The following is a 17777-nucleotide window of genomic DNA, read 5'->3' as shown; positions in this document are numbered from 1 at the left end:
GGTCATCCTGATGCAATTTTCGATGAAATCATATAATGGATACGATAGTTTATGGCTAACTTTGCAAGACTTAAAAAACCTTAATTTTCCGACTATTTATGTCCCAAATGCTTTTTAATCCGTTTCAGGATTTGATTTTCGACGAACATTTTTGCTTTCTTTCCGGAGTCTTGACCAATGAAGAAATGACCGTTTTCCCTGAATGGTTGATGGCCCATTTTAAATTTGGTGATGAACGCGTGGAGATGATGGATAAAGCTAAGTCTTATCATTATGAAGATCTTAAATTGCCGTGTTCACCTGAGGTGAAAAAAGCTTTTGACGACTTGGATTTGAAAATCCAAGAGGCCTATAAAAAAGGATATGAAGGCATGGCAGCACTCGATGAAGAATTACTTTTTCAATGGACTGGCAGAATGGTCTATGGTCTCTTATATTATGAAATGGTCTATGAGAGGGATGTACTTTTAAGGAAAGGTGAGGAGTTCCAATTGTCGCCAGTTCTCAGAAAGCGTTTTAGCGAATTTCATCTGATGCTACAATCTATTATTGAACCGATATCGTTTGTTGGAAAAAAACCATGGACCATTGTCGTTTTTCCACTCAAGTATTCTGCCGATATTTTCAGCTATCGCGATGACGCCATCAATTTAATGTTCTCTTTTGGAGTAAATGGATTTGGTTTTATTGCTTGCCTACAGGATAATGGCGTAATAGGTGAGAATCAAAAAGAAGTCCTCGATAAAATTGAAGGTCACGTGTTACATCCCGTCCAGTTTGAAGAGTTGTACGCAAGATTTCATTATACAGATTATATCATGCAGTATGCACCCGAATATAAGATAGAGAATCTTGATGATAGGATTACCATAGAAGTTGATAAAGCGGGCAAGCCACCACATTTCGGACATTGGGACGAGGATGTCTATGCCCAGTTGCTCTCCAATTACTGGCAGGTTTACGGCATTGAAAAAGATCATATTCTTCCCCCTCAAAGACCGAGACTGAGCTTTCTGGAAAATCCATATACCAAGGATTTCGTTGATCCGGAATCTATTAGCTTGCCGTTCTAACGGAGTAAGTAAAGATAAGTTGTCAATTGCACATTTAATTATTGCCTTTGGAGTTGGCTAAAATCCTGCTTAAAAGGTTAAATTTGTATGTTTTTACCTTTTATATGTTTCACTTCGATCTTCCGAATACCCAAGTACAACGCTTAGCCGTCAAATTAATTCCTGCGGCTGAAAAGCTGGTCATGCAAACTGCACACCCTTGGGTGTTCTCTAAAAATATTGGGAAGATCAACAAACCCGGAAACGCAGGAGATATTGCCATTTTATTCCGACAGAAATCCAATGATGTATATGGTGTTGGTCTGTATGATCCTGAGTCGCCCATCCAAATTAAAATGCTGCATTATTATAGCGGCAAAACTATTGATAAGACATTTTTCTCGGAAAAGATAAACGAAGCCTTCGCTTTAAGAAAGTCATTGTTAGCGACAAAAACCAATAGTTACCGCCTGTTGTTTGGTGAAAATGACGGATTTCCAGGATTTATTGCTGATGTTTACGCCAATGTGATGGTTGTAAAATTGTATTCTGCCATTTGGTTTCCTTATTTAAAAGACATTTTAGAAGTGTTAATTGAGGTCTCAGGATGTGAAACTTTGGTGCTGCGATTGAGCCGTAATCTTCAAACACACAATCATTTCGACTTACAGGACGGCATGATTTTATACGGAACCTTGGAAAACGAAGAAGTAGAATTTGTAGAACATGGTGTTTTGTTCACGGCCAATGTTATTAAAGGCCATAAAACTGGCTATTTTTTAGACCATCGCGAAAACCGAAGAAGAGTTGGCGTCCTATCCAAAAATAAGACTGTTCTGGATGTGTTTTCTTATGCTGGCGGATTTTCAGTTCATGCATTAGCGGGTGGCGCCAAAGAAGTGACCAGTGTTGATATTAGCAAACAAGCCTTGGAATTGGCAACTTCAAATGCAGCTTTAAACGGCTACGTGGACAATCATCTGACCTTGGCCGGCGATGCGTTTTTAATTCTTGAACAATTAATTGAAGAGGGGAACACCTACGATGTGGTGGTTATTGATCCGCCATCTTTTGCAAAGAGCCAAAAAGAAGTCGCTACTGCAAAACATAAGTACGCTCAATTGGCACGATTAGGTGCGAAGTTGGTAGCCACTAAAGGAATTTTGGTATTGGCGTCATGTTCATCACGCGTAATGGCCGAAGATTTTCTCGAAATCAATGAAACTGCCCTTAAAGCTTCTGGTCGTCAATTTGTAATGCAAGATCAAACCTATCACGACAGTGATCATCCCATTACTTTTAAGGAAGGCGCCTATTTAAAATGTGGTTATTACAAATTCTCATAATTGCACACGTCAAAGTTTTGCCATTCTTCTATATGAGTTTTATCAGCAATTAATTGCTTTTATTTTCCGCCGGAGGCGTAATCATAATATGCGAACGGTGCGTATTGGCATCCATCAGCCATGGCATGCCTGGTAATCCCGGTTGGGTTGGCAAACCAGTTTCTTCTGCCGTCATATAAGGTCTGTATAACACATACCGAATTCTACTATTTTTCAATTCACCAGTTTCAAAATCGTGATCTTCTTGCTTGGCATTCACCACATAAACCGCAGCGGGTTCTTTTGGCATCAACAGAGCTTCTGAATCGATTTCTTTTTTACGGAGTTCCCGTTTTTCTGCTTCTGTTTTTCCTTCAGCTAGAAACTCGCGACCTCTGGCCATATAGGCTTCCAATTTATCACTGTAGCAAGACACACTAATGCGCTCCTTGTTGGGATCGTCAGCGAGACAGACCATCCCATTATTGCCCTCGCGAATGGTAATAAGTTCACCGTCTTGATTGTAGCCCAAAACTTTCGCACCCTCCTTATACATTTCAGGACAGGCATAAAGCGCAGTTTTAATCTGACTTTCTACGGTTGGTATCTTGGTCTGGCCTATTGCCGATGAGAAACAAATAAGCGCTGATAAAAGAAATACGTTTTTCATAATTGAATGTTATTATTGGACTGCTTAAGATACAAAACTTATTGGAAATTACTTAATAAAATAAGCGTTAGAATATTCTTGCAACAATGAATTCGCAGGATTGAAAGATCATTAATCGACAGATCTGTTGCGAAATTTAATTACCTTGACCCACTTAAGATAATCATTCCATTTTCAATTTTAAAACGATGAGATTTTTCAAGCCAGTATGTATCTGTATTTTAATTATGACGTTTTCTTGTAATAAAGAGACCGTTAAAAAAAACGGTATCATTCCACAACCTAATTTTATAAACTATCAAGAAGGGACATTTCTTATTACAGAAAATACCACTATTGTAGTGGAGGATTCCAAGGAAGGCAACTGGATTGCAGCAGAACTGAAGTCGTTTTTGGATGAGAATTTTGATCTCAACCTAAAGATTTCGGCTGAATCTCAATCGAATGCTATTAGATTAATAGTAAATCATATAGAAACTGATAAAGAAGCTTATCAATTGGAGGTTTCTAAAACCGGTGCTTCAATCACTGCCAATGCCTATCAAGGCGTATTTTATGGGGTACAAACTTTGAAGCAGTTACTGACCCCAAAAACGATCATAAAAAAACCCGTCCTTGGTTTTGTCAGCATTAAAGACAGTCCAGAGTTTGGCTGGCGCGGGATGATGTTGGATGTGTCGCGTCATTTTTTGGAAAAGGATTCGGTTAAAAAAGTCATTGATATTTTGGCCATGCATAAAATGAACAAGCTGCATTGGCATCTGGTAGATGGGATTGGTTGGCGAATTCAAATTGATCAATATCCAGAGTTGACCAAAAAAGGAGCTTGGAGGAAAGTAAAAGCCTATAAAAAACCTTGGGAAGATTTTGAGGCCACTTATAAGGATAGTGAAGGTGAGGTTTATGGTGGTTATTATACCAAAGACGATATCAAAGAAATTGTGGCCTATGCTGCCGAGCGTTTTATTGATGTGATTCCGGAAATTGAAATGCCAGGACATTCAGAAGCAGCCTTACAATGTTATCCCGAATTCATTTGTGAAGATGCCGAAAACACAGGCGTTTACTGTGCAGGGAATGACGGCTCTTTTGAGTTTTTAAAGAATATTATTGATGAAGTGGTTGAATTGTTCCCTTACGAATATCTACATATTGGAGGGGATGAAGTAGGGAAGGAGGCCTGGTTGAATTGTAGGAGATGTCAAAAACGAATGCGAGACGAGAATCATCAAAATGGCGAAGAATTGCAGAGCTATTTTGTAAAGCGTATGGAGGAGTTTGTACATTCTAAAAACAGAAAACTGATTGGCTGGGATGAGATATTGGAAGGTGGATTGCCTGAACGAGCCGCGGTGATGTCTTGGAGAGGCTTTGAAGGCGGCATTGAGGCAGCCAACGCTGGGCATGATGTGGTCATGTCTCCCGCATCGCCGCTATATTTTGACTACAATCAAGGTACAAGTGAATTCGAACCACCATCCTGGGGTGGGTATAACAGTTTACTTGCTGTTTATAATTTCAATCCGATTCCCGACGATATCGCAGCAGATAAAAGACACCATATCCTTGGTGGGCAAGCCAATCTTTGGACCGAACAAGTTAAATCATTGAATCATATTGAATATATGATGTTACCAAGATTATCGGCGCTTTCTGAAGCACTTTGGACCAGTCCGGACCATAAAAACGAGCAAGAATTCATTAAAAAAATGGATACCCATTTTGATAGATTAAATGCCTTGGGTTATAATTTTGCCTGGAGTGCATTGTCTCCCGAATATGGGGTTTCTTTTGATAAAACCAACAATGAATATCTACTTGAATTAACTAATGAGCTTGGCATCTATGATATCCGGTATACCTTGGATGGCTCGACACCTGCAATGACCTCGGAAATATATTCAAAACCCATCCGTTATTCCGATCCCATTGATTTATATGCACAAACATTTAGAAATGGGGCACCAATTGGATTTCCGTTAAAAAAGCTATTTTCTACAGATTTTACCGAAAACACCAAGGTAACCTACACTAACCCTTATGATGCCAGTTACAGTGGCGGTGGTGATCAAGCGTTATTCGATAATAGATATGCAACGCCACGTGGCGACGATTCCACTTGGCAGGGACTTCCACAAAAGGATTTTGAGGTGATTATTGACATTGGCGCACCAACCAACTTGTCGTATATTGGATTAAATTTTTTCCAGCACTTGGCTTCAACCTCGGTGATGTTGCCAACCGAAGTCACTATTGCTATTTCAAAGGACGGGAAAGAATATCAAACGGTTTATAAGCAAGCCTTGGAAACTATAAAGGACAGAGACCCCATAATTAAAAGAATCGAAACTGATTTTGAAAAACAAAACCTCTCTTTTATCAAGATCACTGCGAAAAATAGAGGTCAATTACCAGAGTGGCATACTCGGATAGGAGACGCTTGGGTTTTTGTTGATGAGGTTTCAATTAAATAAGACTACCAAACTATTATGAAGTCAAGCGAATGTATCTATTCAGCCAAATAGCTAAATAAGCTAATTTCTACCATTTTTTCCCCTCCCTAAAGGGTGAAATGGTAGAAATCATCTTGATCCCTTTTAGGGTTGGAAAACAAGAGGATTTGTGTTGAATGGTTAATAGTTACAAGAATTTTGAGAATGTATCTGTTTGTTTGATATTCAATGTGTTTGGATTCCGATCGTGCTAAAAAACTCTTTAATTTCTGAGATATCTTTTTGGCTTTTAACGTCCATTAAATCTCTCGTTTTCCCGTTTTTAAGTTTTAAACGCAACATCTTTCTGCCAAAAAACTGCGTTTCGTTTAGCGAACTTATGTCTGATAATTTCAGTTTTTCAGATGCTGTTTTTTTTAATAGCTGATAGGCTATCAAGACGATTATAAAAAGTCCTAGAAGTATCCAAATAAAGCCCATCCATTCAAATTGCTTTTTATCCAAAATAAATACTGGAAAAAGAACGGAATTGGCTTTAGTAATAAAAACTGTGTTTTTAAGCCATCTTTCATTTCAATCGATTTTTCGTTTTCGTTAAATGTGATTTTCATAGGTATTTATTTCTGTAGCTTAATTTTTTCTTTATTCTCAAATCTGAATTCATCCAACTCTTTTAGCTTGGTCGCAATAAGTTCTTTCCATTCCGCTAATTTTTCTTCATTCCTTCCTGAATCTGTTTCTCTAATCAAGGTCATTCTCATTTCCGTAAGTTTTGCCATGATCTCATTATTGATTTTATTGACAATATCGAAACCTTTTGTGAGCTGGCCTTTATCTTTTAAGGCTCTTTTTCGAAAGTTACGTGCCTGAATTTCGGCGAGATCAAATTGCATCTGTTGAAAGTCGATTTGTTTTTGGAGATCCTCAACTCTTGTTGTGTCTATATAAGAAGCATTCCCTAAAAAGATATTTTCCACTTTTTGATTCATATTCTTCTTCATAAAGTCTAATCCACTAATGGCGTGAGTCATCATGAACTGGCTATAGGCAACCTCGTTATTGGTATCACTCACTTTAATCTTGAAATCGTCTAAAGTGAGTTTATTGTCTGAACTCCATCTTTTTTGTCCGTCCTGTAACTCTTGTCCAAAATTGAAATGGATAAAAATTACGCTTAAGATTAATCCTAAAAGCACTCTTTTAAAAGAGAAGCCACCGACGTTTGGAGAATGTGCGTGCATAAAAAAATGATTGTGGATTTGAGTGTCTAATTTAGATAATAAAAAGAGATGGGCAACCTGTCCAATTAACCAAACTAGTAATAAAGCCCGTTTTTAATAATAGCCTCTATGGCGCTTTTTTCATGCTGGTCTAATGCCTCAAAAACATCGGTGTCCAAATTACTTTTCACACCAATAAAATCCATGGTATAAGTTTCCAATATTTCATTAAAAATCAGTTTTACTCTATCGACATGGTAATCGGAAGTAATGATTGTCAGCCTAATGTTTTCTAATTTTGATAGGATTTCTTTGGCTTTAACAGCATCTTCAACCGTATTTCCTGACAAGGCAAAATCTAAGAAAACGGCTTCTGGAATATTGTTTTCAAGCAAATACCGTTTTGCCAATGAGGCATGCGCATGTTCTGAAGTGTTAAAATGTGCGCCCCAGCCTCCTGTGCAGAGTATGAGATTCTCTGGTTGAAAATGATGCACACAATAATTCAATCTGCTCAGCGAAATATCGCTTAGTTTTCCGGAAGGTGAATTCGGACTGCCTAATATGATTAAAACTTCTTTTTTCATGACTATGTAATGTCTTATTGAATGGCAGATTACTACTTACTTTCTTTCTTATCTCGTTTTTTATAAGATTAGTGCATCGTTAGAGCAACTGACTTAACAAATAAAGGTCGAATAGAAAATCTTCAAGCTATTTTTAGCTGACCAAAACCAAGCAAATAAATATCGTCATTTTTAGAATCTGGCATTATTCCTTTTCCATTAATTTTTATTTTGCCTTTTGAGGATTAATATAGGTTAATTTTAAGTTCCTCATGTCTCCTGAAAATCCATTTTTGGCATCACCTATTTTCTCTAGTGGGAAAGAAAGGGTTTGTTGAAAATTGAATCCGTTTGGCAGCCCTTCTGTTTTTTTGTAGGCCGTTAAACGTTCTTTTTCCTTGCCATCAACATAAAGCGTCACACTTTTATAATCACCTACCAAACGGAGTGTTTGCCAACTATTACTTTTGGGCATAAAATTAAAGGTATAGGTATAACCGTCACGTGAAAATCCTAATTTCCCAGAACCTTCTGTGTTTAAGGTGATATTGCCATAGGTACTTTGGAAAAGAATAGCATTAGTTTTGTTATCATTTTTGGTTTTTATATCAAACGACACCTCATAGGTATATCCTAAGTTTGTTCCGCCTAAGTTCAGTTCTTTCTTTCCATTAAAATGAATAGGCGTTTTACCAACTTTTGAGGCTATTTGATTTAATTCATCGGCAGTGTAACGCCCGCTTAAGTTTATGTCAGGACCGTCTGAAGAATTATCGGCTAATTCCTGGTATTCTTCAAAGATTTTATTAGGAGCTACTTTCCAGTTTTTGGTGCCGAGAACCTTAAGAGCAGGTATGGTACGATAATGCACATCCAATTGAGAAATTCCATTTCCAACGACGTCATTCCACACGGCAAAAGTGGAACCTAAAAGCCCTGGTTGAAAGTCTGGCAAGGTGACCACACTATTCACTTTTTCTGGTCTGTAGTTTGTGTAAATCCACTGAATGTCTAAAAAATCTCTGTAGTATCCTGCCGCAGGCACGATATACAACCAGCTGTCTGGGGTAGAAATTATTTCAAATCCATCATCAAGCATTTTTTCGGGATTGACCCAGTCTTTGCTCCAAGCATTCATTACGGCATTGCCAACAGGTTTTACTTCAGTTAAGGGATTATCTTTTAGCCATTCCAATCCACCCCAAAGTCGTGGTGTTTTATCCGAATCGGCAATGTAATTGAGATAGTGATTGGTAAATTCACGAAATCGCTTGGCTTGGTGATTATCCACATCTCTGCCTTTTCCTTCTTTAATATATTCATCGGTGCCAATATGGACATCAGGTCCGATAAAAACAGGGTTATCACCTTTAATGTATTCATCAAAAAGTTTGTCAAAAAACTCGTAAATCATTGGAAGTTTTTCATCATTAAGTATGTCCAAGTGATCATCAGCATAAGGTGCTGAAGCTTTTAACTCCGGATTATAACGGGTAAAGGCCAATGCGTGTGCGGGGATATCTATTTCCGGGATCACATTAACGCCATATTGCATACCTAAACGTTGCAAGTTGCGAAATTCTTCTTTTGTATAATGCCCGTCTTCTGCTGCCAAACCAGGGTGTGTCTCACTTTCCAATCGAAAGGCAGCATAGGTTTTTGACCAATCATTATCATAATAGCTTTTAAAAGCATTATCATTTAAATGCACATGAAATTCATTCATTTTATAGTAGGAAAGAATCTTTACATAATCTCTTAAATAATCAATGGTAAAAAATTTTCTTCCAACATCTAACATAAACCCACGATTTGGATAATCGGGATAGTCGGTTATTAATCCAGAAGGGATTTCGTTCTCATGATTTTCAGTAAGTTGTAAAAGCGTACGCGTTGCCCAAAACACGCCGTTTCTTGAGTCTCCTTCAATGGTTACACCTGTAGTAGAATCTACATCTAGTGTATAAGCTTCATTGTTTTTAAGAGGAGTATTGCTGTAGGTTAGGAGAATTTCATTTTTTGAAGTTGATTTTATGGCTGAGGTAGCTGAAATGCTTGCCTTAATTTGAAACATATTTTTCAATTCCTCTTTTAGCACAGTTGCAATGGGCATCAAGCCATCGTTTATACTGGTATTTACCTTTATTTGTACAGAGCTAGGGAATGTGAAATTTCCGTTTTTAGAAACAAAATGCTGTACTTCTGGGATTACTTTTAGTGTAGCTACCTGCGAAAACAGTTGAGGTGTAGATGCAAATAAAAATAGCACACATAAGTTGATTTTTAAAATGCAGTTAAGTCTTTTCATGGTAAGGAATGATGATTAGAAATAAGTAATTCGTTTACAGGATGGTAACCGTTTTTATTTTTTTTCCTAAAATATGGCTATAGTTTAAAACTAATTTAACAAATAAATCACAGATAAAATATTCCGCAGGAATGCCAATAAGTTGGCAGTGAAACAAGCAATTAATAGGACCCGGTATTGGCAACAGTTTTTATTCTTAATCTCCTTTTCCAACTGGAACTATGACAAAAGCAAAATCAATTTCATTCGTCACGCCATAATCAGTCAAATATTTTCCTCCAAGTCCACTAACTTGAGATTTTTTGTCCTCAACTTCAAGTCCAGAGGTTTCTCCGAACATAAACTTAACTCCATTGCTTAATGTAAGGGTATCTGTATCTGAAAGGTTGAATACTTTAAATTCCCTCGGTTTAATAATTAAGTCTTCTATTATTCCAATATTTTCTGTGGTTTCATTGTAAAGGAAAACCTTATATGTTTTTCCAGTTTGTTTATATATCGCTGGGATTATTGAAACTTCAGTTCCTTTTTCGATAAAGACGTTTCCGTGCGAATCAGTCCACTTTTTTTCTTTTGGCTTTTCCATTGGGTCAAAACCGTGCATGAATTTATTGAGTTGACCATTCGAGCTTTCCAGTCCGACTATATCCATTAATTCCTCAAAATACATACAAACTCTTTCTCTGTCTTCAGTATCTAATTCCAAATAAATATCCGCAAACTTTGAAAGTCCAATTCCTATTTTTTCTTGATACTTTTCATCAGTTGGTTTTTCAGATTCCGCAACAATCTTAAAATCAGTTGCAACTTGGTTTATTTTTTCTGTGAAAATTGGTCGCATTTTTTCGTCTGCAATTCCAGGATAGTAATTCGGATATGGTTGTTTAATGAACTTTTTCTTTGTAATGAATTCCGTAAACAGTTCATTCGCATTTTCTGGTGCTTTCATTTCAGTAGCATTTTGTCCGCAAACAGATAATGTCAAAAGGATTAATAAAAATTGAATGTATTTCGTCATTTCTCTAATTGTGGGCCAATTCCATTTATAAGCACTATACGTGATCATATCTCCCCTCATCGTGCCAATAGGAGTAACTTTAGTTATCAAATTTTCAACTTCCAATCTACCAACTTTCCCTCAACTTTCTAGGGGCAGAGCCGTCTACTCGATTATGCGGTCGTACTTTATTATTTCCGTTCTGTCAGAGCTGGCAAAGACATACTCTTTTGCAATTTTTGGTTGCAGCGCTGGCTTGTGCGAAACGTAAGTTCACGAACACCAAGAAGTAAATTCAAAAACCGTGAGTAATTGCAAATGTGTATGGCTTTGTGCTTTGGCTTTCATTCTACATTGCTCTTTCTTGATATAAATGTTCTTGAAAACCGATAAAGGTTTCTCTAATCGACTTTATATCTCCTAATTCTCTTTTTGCATCTGCTATTGCTTTGTATTTCAATTCCAACAAGTCAGGTAGTTTAGAATCGTCTAATTCGTTAACTCCTTCTTTTACATATTGCTCCAATACAAAATTCAAAAACTCTTGTTGTTTCTGATTGTAGTCGTTCAATTGGATTTTGGCTCTTGTTGCTCGTTCTAATCTCGGAACAAGGTCTTTGTGATAAGCAACATAACTCAATACATCAAAAAGGTCGCTGTCCTCACCATGTATTAAGTTTCTCAAATCTTCCAATTGCGAATTTGTATATCCTTTTTCGTTTAATTCTGTCAGTAGTTTTTTTCGTGTACTTGGCAAACTCCAAATTTTGCGTAGTTCACTTTCGCTTTTGAAGAATTCTGGTAAATCGCCAAATAATTGTTCGATAAATTCAGCTGACGAAATCGGTTTGCCTGATGGACTCCAAAAAGAGGTTTTTATCATTGAATCAATTTCTCGCACCTTGTTATCCGACAACTTCACTTTTATCATTTGTCTTGGTGGCGTTTCACAAACGCAAGGTATGTTTCCGCATTCAGGACAAGGTTCTGGTTCTGGTCTCTCGCAAACACAAGGTGTTTCTCCACAAATATTGCAAGCTCTTGGTGTTCCGCCTCCTGTTGGTGGTTCAGGCTCTAATGGTTCACCATCCCATTCAGGGTCTTGGAAATGATTGTGAGCATTTACAAAATCAAAAATTGTGAAATAGTCTTTGCCATCAAATAAGCGAGTTCCTCTACCAACTATTTGTTTAAATTCAACCATAGAATTAACTGGTCGCATTAAAACAATGTTTCTTATTTCAGGTGCATCAACTCCTGTACTCAATTTTTGAGAAGTGGTTAAAATGGTTGGAATGCTCTTTTCGTTGTCTTGAAAATCTCTTAAATGTTGCTCTCCAATTTTTCCGTCATCTGCTGTAACTCTGTGGCAATAGTTTGTATTTCTGCTTGTCGCATATTGATTGATTAAATCTCTAACTGCTGCTGCATGAATTTGAGTAGCACAGAAAACCAAGGTTTTCTGATTTTGATTTATCAAATCCATAAAGAGTTTTACTCTGTATTCTTCTCTTGCCTTAATCTCAATAATTCTGTTGAAATCGGCTTCTGTGTATTCTCTTCCTTCTTCAATATCGCCTTCCACTTCATCATCAGAGGTATAGGTGTAATCATCTATTGTGGTATCAATTTCTTTGACTTTAAAAGGCGTTAAGAAACCGTCATTGATACCGTCTTTTAATTTGTAGCTGTAAACTGGGTCACCAAAATAGTCGTAAGTATCTCCGTTTACATCTCGTTTTGGTGTTGCTGTTAAACCTAATTGAACAGCAGGCGAGAAGTAGTCCATAATGGCTCGCCAAGAGCTTTCGTCATTTGCACCACCTCTGTGACACTCGTCTATAATTATAAAGTCGAAGAAGTCAGCTGGATATTGCCCGAAATTGAAATTTGCTACATCATATACCACTTGTGGTTCAGCAGCTTGTCTTTGGTCTTCAATTTCTGTTTCAGTTTTTACATTGGTCATGAAACTTTGAAAAATGGTAAAAAAGACATTACCATTTTTAGGCACACTACCTTTCTTTCTAATTTCAGAAGGGCGAATACGAACTTTTATGTTTTCATCTATAGTATCAAATGCATTGAAAGCATTAAAAGCTTGGTCTGCTAATATGTTTCTATCTGCTAAAAACAGAATTCTCGGTGCTCTGCTTGCATCACGTCTTAAATTCCATTTGGCGTGAAACAGTTTCCAAGCAATTTGAAAGGCAATGGCTGTTTTTCCTGTTCCTGTGGCTAATGTGAGTAGAATTCTATCCTTTTTCTCGGCTACAGCTTCCAACACTTTGGCAATCGCATTTTGCTGATAGTATCTTGGTTGCCAAGTACCACCTCTGTCTTCAAATGGAATGGCAAACAAACGCTCTTTCCAATTGGCAATTTCAATTTTGTAATCTTCTTTTGGTGTTGGGTAAGTCATTTCCCAAAGTTCATCTGGTGTTGGATATTTAGATACATCACCTTCTGTACCTTCTTGCATATCTACACCATAAATCTGCAAACCATTAGTGCAATACGTAAAGCGAATATTTAAACGCTCTGCATAGTCTTTTGCTTGTCCTAAACCTTGTGTGTAATAGTCGTCTCGTTTTTTGGCTTCAACAATTCCTATTCGTCTGTTTTTGTACTCCAACACATAATCTGCAAACAAAGGTGTGGCACGTCTATTTTGACCAATCAAACGACCTTTTGTAATAGGAAACTCCAAACGCAAACGACTGCCTTCTACAATGCCCCAACCTGCCTCTCGTAAAGCAGGTTCTATTAAATCGTGTTTGGTTTGTGCTTCGTTCATACAGTTACTGGCTTTTGTGTGGTGGCTGAACTTGCCGAAGTCAACTCACCTGAAAATGCTTTTTGTAAAATGGATTTTTTGAGGTCTTCTAAATTGGTAAGTTTTTGTTGGTAGTGGGATTCGATTTCAATTTTAAACTCTTCTAATTCTTTTAGCATTGAAATTGTTTCTTCTTGGTCTTCAATACTCGGAAATGGAACTTTTATAGAATTAAGTTTTCGTTGATTAAGCTTTGGTTGAGCCATACCACTTACATATTCATCTAACTTAATTGAGTTAAGATAATATTCTATAAAAATCTGTGAGGTTAGATTTTCAAAACGTAAAACATGAGCGTGATTATTTACCCAATTTTTTCCTGAAATCGAGAATGCTATTGGGTAGGTTCTTGCTAATAAATTTGCACCATCCTCTGATACAAGTAACAAATCTTCATCAAACAGATAATCTGCTACATAATCAACAATGCCTGAAGCTCCATAGTAGGGGATTTCTCCTGAAATTCTTTTACTCTTTGTAATTGGAACTCTTTTACTGTCCAAGTTTTCACAAACCTCTCCCAAACTCTTCTCCTCCCAACCATCAGCCTTTTGGCTAAAAATGTCATAGAGTTTAGATTGAAATAGTTCCTTGGTGTTGTTAATGTTTTGTTCTATGTTGAATTGAGCCTGTTCAATTTGGTCTAAAGCTTCGTCCAATATTCTTACAATATGCTTTTGAACGTTTAAAGACGGTTTCCACAAAGGACAATTTAAAATATCGCCTTTACGAAGATTGGTTTGATTCTCACCATTATTAAAAGCCAATAAATATGGGTGTCTGTTTAATTGGTAGTAGAGAAATCGAATATTGAACTCGGTTGTGCGAATCGCACAAATTCGTTGGTTTAAAGAATACTTGTCATTTTCTTCAATTATATAGCATTTGGCAAGTGCTTTCCCATTTGGAACATCACTCATAACCATTACAATATCATCTTCTACCAAAGGAAACATTTGTTTTGCGGTAAACTTTTTTACTTCGCTATCAGTTGAAATAAATTTTGAATTTACAACTACATATTGTCCTTCTGCATCAATGTCCTTTTCATGAGCTTTCCCATTGAAGAATTGACAAGATTCGCCAAGTGTTGTCATTTCCTCTCTCATGAAATCAATTCTTTTATGTTGGTTAGTAGTGAAGAAGTTTCTTCATCAAGCATTTCCATTTCTTCCAAAATTTCTTCTGGGGTTCTTAATGCTTCTTCCTCTGGCTTGTTTGGATTCTTTGGTGCTAAATCAAAACTATTTTCGTCTATATCATTGACGTTGAAAATCCAAGATTTTTCGGTGTTGGGTTGTTCTTTGTGTATAGAAACAAATTCTTCCATATCCTTGTCGTTCAAAGGATTAGTTTTACCCATGCTACGACCTGCATCTAATTGGTAATACCAAATGTTTTTAGTGGGTTCGCCTTTAGTAAAAAACAAGACCACCGTTTTAACGCCTGCACCTGTAAATGTGCCTGCTGGCATGTCTAAAATGGTATGCACGTTACAACTTTCTAATAAGTGCTTACGCAATGAAATAGAAGCGTTATCAGCATTGCTTAAAAAAGTGTTTTTTATAACTATAGCTGCACGACCACTTGTCTTTAAACTTTTGATAAAGTGCTGTAGAAACAGCGAAGCGGTTTCTCCTGTTTTTATGTCAAAGTTTTGTTGTACTTCTTTTCGTTCTTTTCCGCCAAATGGTGGATTTGCGAGAATAACATGGTAACGGTTTTTCTCCTGAATGTCTCTAATGTTCTCGCCAAGTGTATTGATATGGATAATGTTAGGTGCTTCAATTCCATGAAGTATCATGTTCATGATTCCAATCACATATGCCAAGTTTTTTTTCTCTTTTCCAAAAAGGGTTTCTTCTTGTAGCGTTTTTAGATTGTCTGTGGTTTTCTCCATACGCTCATACAAATACTCGTATGCTTCGCACAAGAAACCACAAGAACCTGCTGCTCCGTCATAGATTTTTTCTCCAATCTGTGGGTCAATCACGTTAATCATTGCACGAATAAGTGGTCTTGGTGTGTAGTATTGTCCACCATTACGCCCTGCATTTCCCATGTTTTTAATCTTGGTTTCGTACAAGTGGCTCAACTCATGTTTATCGGTAGAAGCACGAAAAGGCAGTTCGTCTGCATATTCTAAAATATCACGCAGTATGTAACCACTTTGGATTCTGTTACTGAGTTCAGAGAATATTTCGCCAATCTTATATTCTATGCTCTTTGGGTTGTCAACAGACTTGACTTTAAACTCTCCCAAATAAGGAAATAGCTTTTTATCGACAAACTGAACCAAGTCAGTTCCTGTCATGGCTTTGTGGTGGTCAAGTTTTCCGTCTGCACCTTTTGGCATTGCCCAATTTGGCCAACGGTATTCTTCATCTAAAATGAAATTATATTCCTCTCCTTTTAATTCCGCTTCGTCAGCTTTGTCTTGTTCTAACTCGTCCAAGTAGCGTAAGAACATCACCCAAGAGGTTTGTCCTATGTAATCTAATTCGCTGTCTGCTCCTGAATCTTTGTAGAGCAGGTCGTCTATATTTTTAAATGTTTGTTCAAAACTCATATTTCAATTTCTTCTTTTTTTTATTTCGTTCAGAGCGTTAGCTAAAATAGCTCTTTTTATTTTATAGCGTTGGCTTTCCGTTTCGGCAAAAACCAAATGTGCTGTTTGCGCGGCTGGCTTTCTTTAATTCTGAGTAACGTTTTTATTTTACCCTGTATTTACTGGTTTTCAAGCAGGTTGTATTTTAGTCATTCGAGCATCCAAATTAGCGATTTGTTTTTGAAGTTCAAGAACTTTTCTCTTTCTTTTCTGATCTAGATATTCATAAATTGTTGGTGGACTGTATTGTTGGTTTTTATAAAGCATATTCCAGAGTATAGTTGCTAATTTTCTTGCAGTAGCTGATACCGCAACAGCGCGACCTTTTCTGTAGGCAATTCTATTGAAGAAGTTGGAAAGATGAGTATCCTTTAGATTCCCAATTGCATTTGCTGCCTGTCTGAGCGCTATTTTAAGTCTATTGCTTCCTTTTGGGGTTCTGCTGCTAAGGATGCGGCCACCCGATATTTTATTGTTGGGGGCCAATCTTAGCCAAGATGTAAAATGCTGTGCATTTTGGAACTCTAGTATTCCTTTTTCACCAAGTTCGCTCATCAATGTGAGGACTGTTCCGTGGCTGAAGCCTTCTATTGCGTATAAGTCGATCCCATCGAAATATTGGTAGGCAATGAGGTTAAGGTCGATGTTTTTTGGTGTGTTCTTGTTGATTCTTTTATGTACTTTTTTATCAATGCACAATGCTTTTTTTACATTATCCTGATCAATAAATTCGTCCAGAACCCTTTTAATCTCATCATCACACTCTATGATCAGTTGTTGTGCATCCTGGTATTTTCGCAGTTCTTGTTTCAGGACAAATAAATAATCCTGTCGATTATTACTTTGCAGTGCCTTGGCAATTTCCTCTTCAGACTTTTTACAGTTCCCGTGCCTTAATTTGGCTAGTTGCTCTCCATTTGTTTGACCATTGCAGATTTCATTGATAATACTTAATCCGGTCAGTCCCACAATATCTTTTACCACCACATCCAATCTGAGGTTCATCAGTCTCATGTTTTGTGACATCCTATTGGAAGCTTGGGATGCGGTTTCAATTAGATTGCCTCTGTGCCTTACCAAAGTTCTTAAATATTCTGTTTGCAGATCTGGCAGGAAACTTCCACTCAAAAGGCCTAATGTATGTAACTTCTGGATCCACATACAATCCAGAACATCCGTTTTTTTGCCCTTAATGTTTTTGGTGAATTTTCCATTGATCAGGATTACTTCAATAGTTGAGTCCTGTAGTTCAGCATACAGATTTTGCCAATATGAACCTGTAGATTCCATGGCTACTGTTTTTACATCATTGTCGAGTAACCAAGTCAGTAATTCTTTAGTATCTTGAGCATAAACACCGAACTCTCTCACGTCAGAGTGCTCTTGATTGATAGCTACAAAATGTGAACGACTTCCGATATCAATTCCCGCAGCATTTGGGTTGATGATATCCATTTTTAATTTAGTTCCTACCATTTTCTTTGATTTAAATTAATAAAAATGCCCAAAGAGAATGTATATTGCAATCAAGAAAATATTCTGAACGAGATATCCCTAGAGGATTCATCAGTAAGATTATCACAAGCCTTTGATACTGGATATATCAAAGGCTTTTTACATTCCAACCAGAATTACGCTCGAGCTTATTAGCATCAATTTAAAATCGGTCTTGCAAAGAGCACTATCCAAGATACAAAACGTTACCTTAAAGTGATTATTTTTTTTGGGAGAAGAGGGGAATT

General features: G+C 37.1%; 14 protein-coding genes. 4 read left to right on the top strand and 10 right to left on the bottom strand.

Translation table 11 applies throughout. The features are described 5' to 3' along the window. Nucleotides 1–98: 98 nt before the first annotated feature. Both MWU32_RS01390 and MWU32_RS01385 read left to right on the top strand, forming a co-directional pair. Nucleotides 99–1073, top strand: coding sequence for a hypothetical protein (locus tag MWU32_RS01390; protein ID WP_246937097.1), 975 nt, complete (start codon nt 99–101; stop codon nt 1071–1073). Between the two features lie 182 nt (nt 1074–1255). Further along, a complete protein-coding gene (locus tag MWU32_RS01385) occupies nt 1256–2398 on the top strand; it encodes a class I SAM-dependent rRNA methyltransferase (protein ID WP_246937095.1) in 1143 nt (380 codons plus the stop codon). A 49-nt stretch (nt 2399–2447) separates the two neighbouring features. Here the strand turns inward: MWU32_RS01385 and MWU32_RS01380 are convergent, their stop codons facing one another. Continuing rightward, nucleotides 2448–3047, bottom strand: a complete 600-nt coding sequence (locus MWU32_RS01380) for a hypothetical protein (protein ID WP_246937093.1) — start codon at nt 3045–3047, stop codon at nt 2448–2450. Between the two features lie 227 nt (nt 3048–3274). On the opposite strand from MWU32_RS01380, the gene MWU32_RS01375 reads away from it, so the two are divergent. After that, nucleotides 3275–5521 (top strand): beta-N-acetylhexosaminidase, encoded by a 2247-nt coding sequence (locus MWU32_RS01375; protein WP_246937091.1) that lies wholly within the window; start codon nt 3275–3277, stop codon nt 5519–5521. Nucleotides 5522–5955: 434 nt separating this feature from the next. Here the strand turns inward: MWU32_RS01375 and MWU32_RS01370 are convergent, their stop codons facing one another. From MWU32_RS01370 to MWU32_RS01330, 9 genes are all read right to left on the bottom strand, one after another. Further along, on the bottom strand, nt 5956–6111 hold the full coding sequence (locus MWU32_RS01370; RefSeq protein WP_246937089.1) for a hypothetical protein: 156 nt from the start codon (nt 6109–6111) through the stop codon (nt 5956–5958). A 6-nt stretch (nt 6112–6117) separates the two neighbouring features. Beyond that, complete coding sequence (locus MWU32_RS01365) at nt 6118–6741, bottom strand: hypothetical protein (RefSeq protein ID WP_246937087.1); 624 nt, start codon at nt 6739–6741, stop codon at nt 6118–6120. 74 nt (nt 6742–6815) lie between these two features. Continuing rightward, entirely contained in the window at nt 6816–7307 is a 492-nt protein-coding gene (locus MWU32_RS01360; RefSeq protein ID WP_246937085.1) for a YdcF family protein, read from the bottom strand. Nucleotides 7308–7512: 205 nt separating this feature from the next. Next, nucleotides 7513–9594 carry a family 20 glycosylhydrolase gene (locus MWU32_RS01355; protein ID WP_246937083.1) on the bottom strand — a complete coding sequence of 694 codons (2082 nt, stop codon included), beginning with the start codon at nt 9592–9594 and terminating at the stop codon, nt 7513–7515. A 196-nt stretch (nt 9595–9790) separates the two neighbouring features. Continuing rightward, nucleotides 9791–10543, bottom strand: coding sequence for a DUF4844 domain-containing protein (locus MWU32_RS01350; protein WP_246937081.1), 753 nt, complete (start codon nt 10541–10543; stop codon nt 9791–9793). Between the two features lie 397 nt (nt 10544–10940). Then, the gene (gene hsdR / locus MWU32_RS01345; RefSeq protein WP_246937079.1) at nt 10941–13388 is read right to left on the bottom strand and encodes an EcoAI/FtnUII family type I restriction enzme subunit R; all 2448 of its coding nucleotides are present in this window, start codon (nt 13386–13388) and stop codon (nt 10941–10943) included. Then, entirely contained in the window at nt 13385–14536 is a 1152-nt protein-coding gene (locus tag MWU32_RS01340) for a restriction endonuclease subunit S (RefSeq protein ID WP_246937077.1), read from the bottom strand. Before MWU32_RS01340 ends, hsdR begins: the two co-directional genes overlap by 4 nt. Then, nucleotides 14533–15996 (bottom strand): N-6 DNA methylase, encoded by a 1464-nt coding sequence (locus MWU32_RS01335; protein WP_246937075.1) that lies wholly within the window; start codon nt 15994–15996, stop codon nt 14533–14535. The genes MWU32_RS01340 and MWU32_RS01335 overlap by 4 nt, the downstream gene beginning before the upstream one ends. A 168-nt stretch (nt 15997–16164) precedes the next feature. Then, nucleotides 16165–17511 carry an IS110 family transposase gene (locus MWU32_RS01330; protein ID WP_246937073.1) on the bottom strand — a complete coding sequence of 449 codons (1347 nt, stop codon included), beginning with the start codon at nt 17509–17511 and terminating at the stop codon, nt 16165–16167. Nucleotides 17512–17535: 24 nt separating this feature from the next. Between MWU32_RS01330 and MWU32_RS01325 the strand changes: the two genes are divergently transcribed. After that, nucleotides 17536–17685, top strand: coding sequence for a hypothetical protein (locus tag MWU32_RS01325; protein WP_246937072.1), 150 nt, complete (start codon nt 17536–17538; stop codon nt 17683–17685). Nucleotides 17686–17777 lie beyond the last annotated feature (92 nt).

The sequence above is a fragment of the Gelidibacter sp. F63206 genome, from assembly GCF_023015735.1.
This window is presented reverse-complemented; position numbering and strand designations above follow the sequence as displayed.

Bases quoted from the DNA above. Each gene is read 5' to 3' on its own strand.
- MWU32_RS01390 (WP_246937097.1), top strand. From the start codon at position 99: ATGTCCCAAATGCTTTTTAATCCGTTTCAGGATTTGATTTTCGACGAA.
- MWU32_RS01385 (WP_246937095.1), top strand. From the start codon at position 1,256: ATGCAAACTGCACACCCTTGGGTGTTCTCTAAAAATATTGGGAAGATC.
- MWU32_RS01380 (WP_246937093.1), bottom strand. From the start codon at position 3,047: ATGAAAAACGTATTTCTTTTATCAGCGCTTATTTGTTTCTCATCGGCA.
- MWU32_RS01375 (WP_246937091.1), top strand. From the start codon at position 3,275: ATGACGTTTTCTTGTAATAAAGAGACCGTTAAAAAAAACGGTATCATT.
- MWU32_RS01370 (WP_246937089.1), bottom strand. From the start codon at position 6,111: ATGAAAATCACATTTAACGAAAACGAAAAATCGATTGAAATGAAAGAT.
- MWU32_RS01365 (WP_246937087.1), bottom strand. From the start codon at position 6,741: ATGCACGCACATTCTCCAAACGTCGGTGGCTTCTCTTTTAAAAGAGTG.
- MWU32_RS01360 (WP_246937085.1), bottom strand. From the start codon at position 7,307: ATGAAAAAAGAAGTTTTAATCATATTAGGCAGTCCGAATTCACCTTCC.
- MWU32_RS01355 (WP_246937083.1), bottom strand. From the start codon at position 9,594: ATGAAAAGACTTAACTGCATTTTAAAAATCAACTTATGTGTGCTATTT.
- MWU32_RS01350 (WP_246937081.1), bottom strand. From the start codon at position 10,543: ATGAAAGCACCAGAAAATGCGAATGAACTGTTTACGGAATTCATTACA.
- hsdR (WP_246937079.1), bottom strand. From the start codon at position 13,388: ATGAACGAAGCACAAACCAAACACGATTTAATAGAACCTGCTTTACGA.
- MWU32_RS01340 (WP_246937077.1), bottom strand. From the start codon at position 14,536: ATGAGAGAGGAAATGACAACACTTGGCGAATCTTGTCAATTCTTCAAT.
- MWU32_RS01335 (WP_246937075.1), bottom strand. From the start codon at position 15,996: ATGAGTTTTGAACAAACATTTAAAAATATAGACGACCTGCTCTACAAA.
- MWU32_RS01330 (WP_246937073.1), bottom strand. From the start codon at position 17,511: ATGGTAGGAACTAAATTAAAAATGGATATCATCAACCCAAATGCTGCG.
- MWU32_RS01325 (WP_246937072.1), top strand. From the start codon at position 17,536: ATGCCCAAAGAGAATGTATATTGCAATCAAGAAAATATTCTGAACGAG.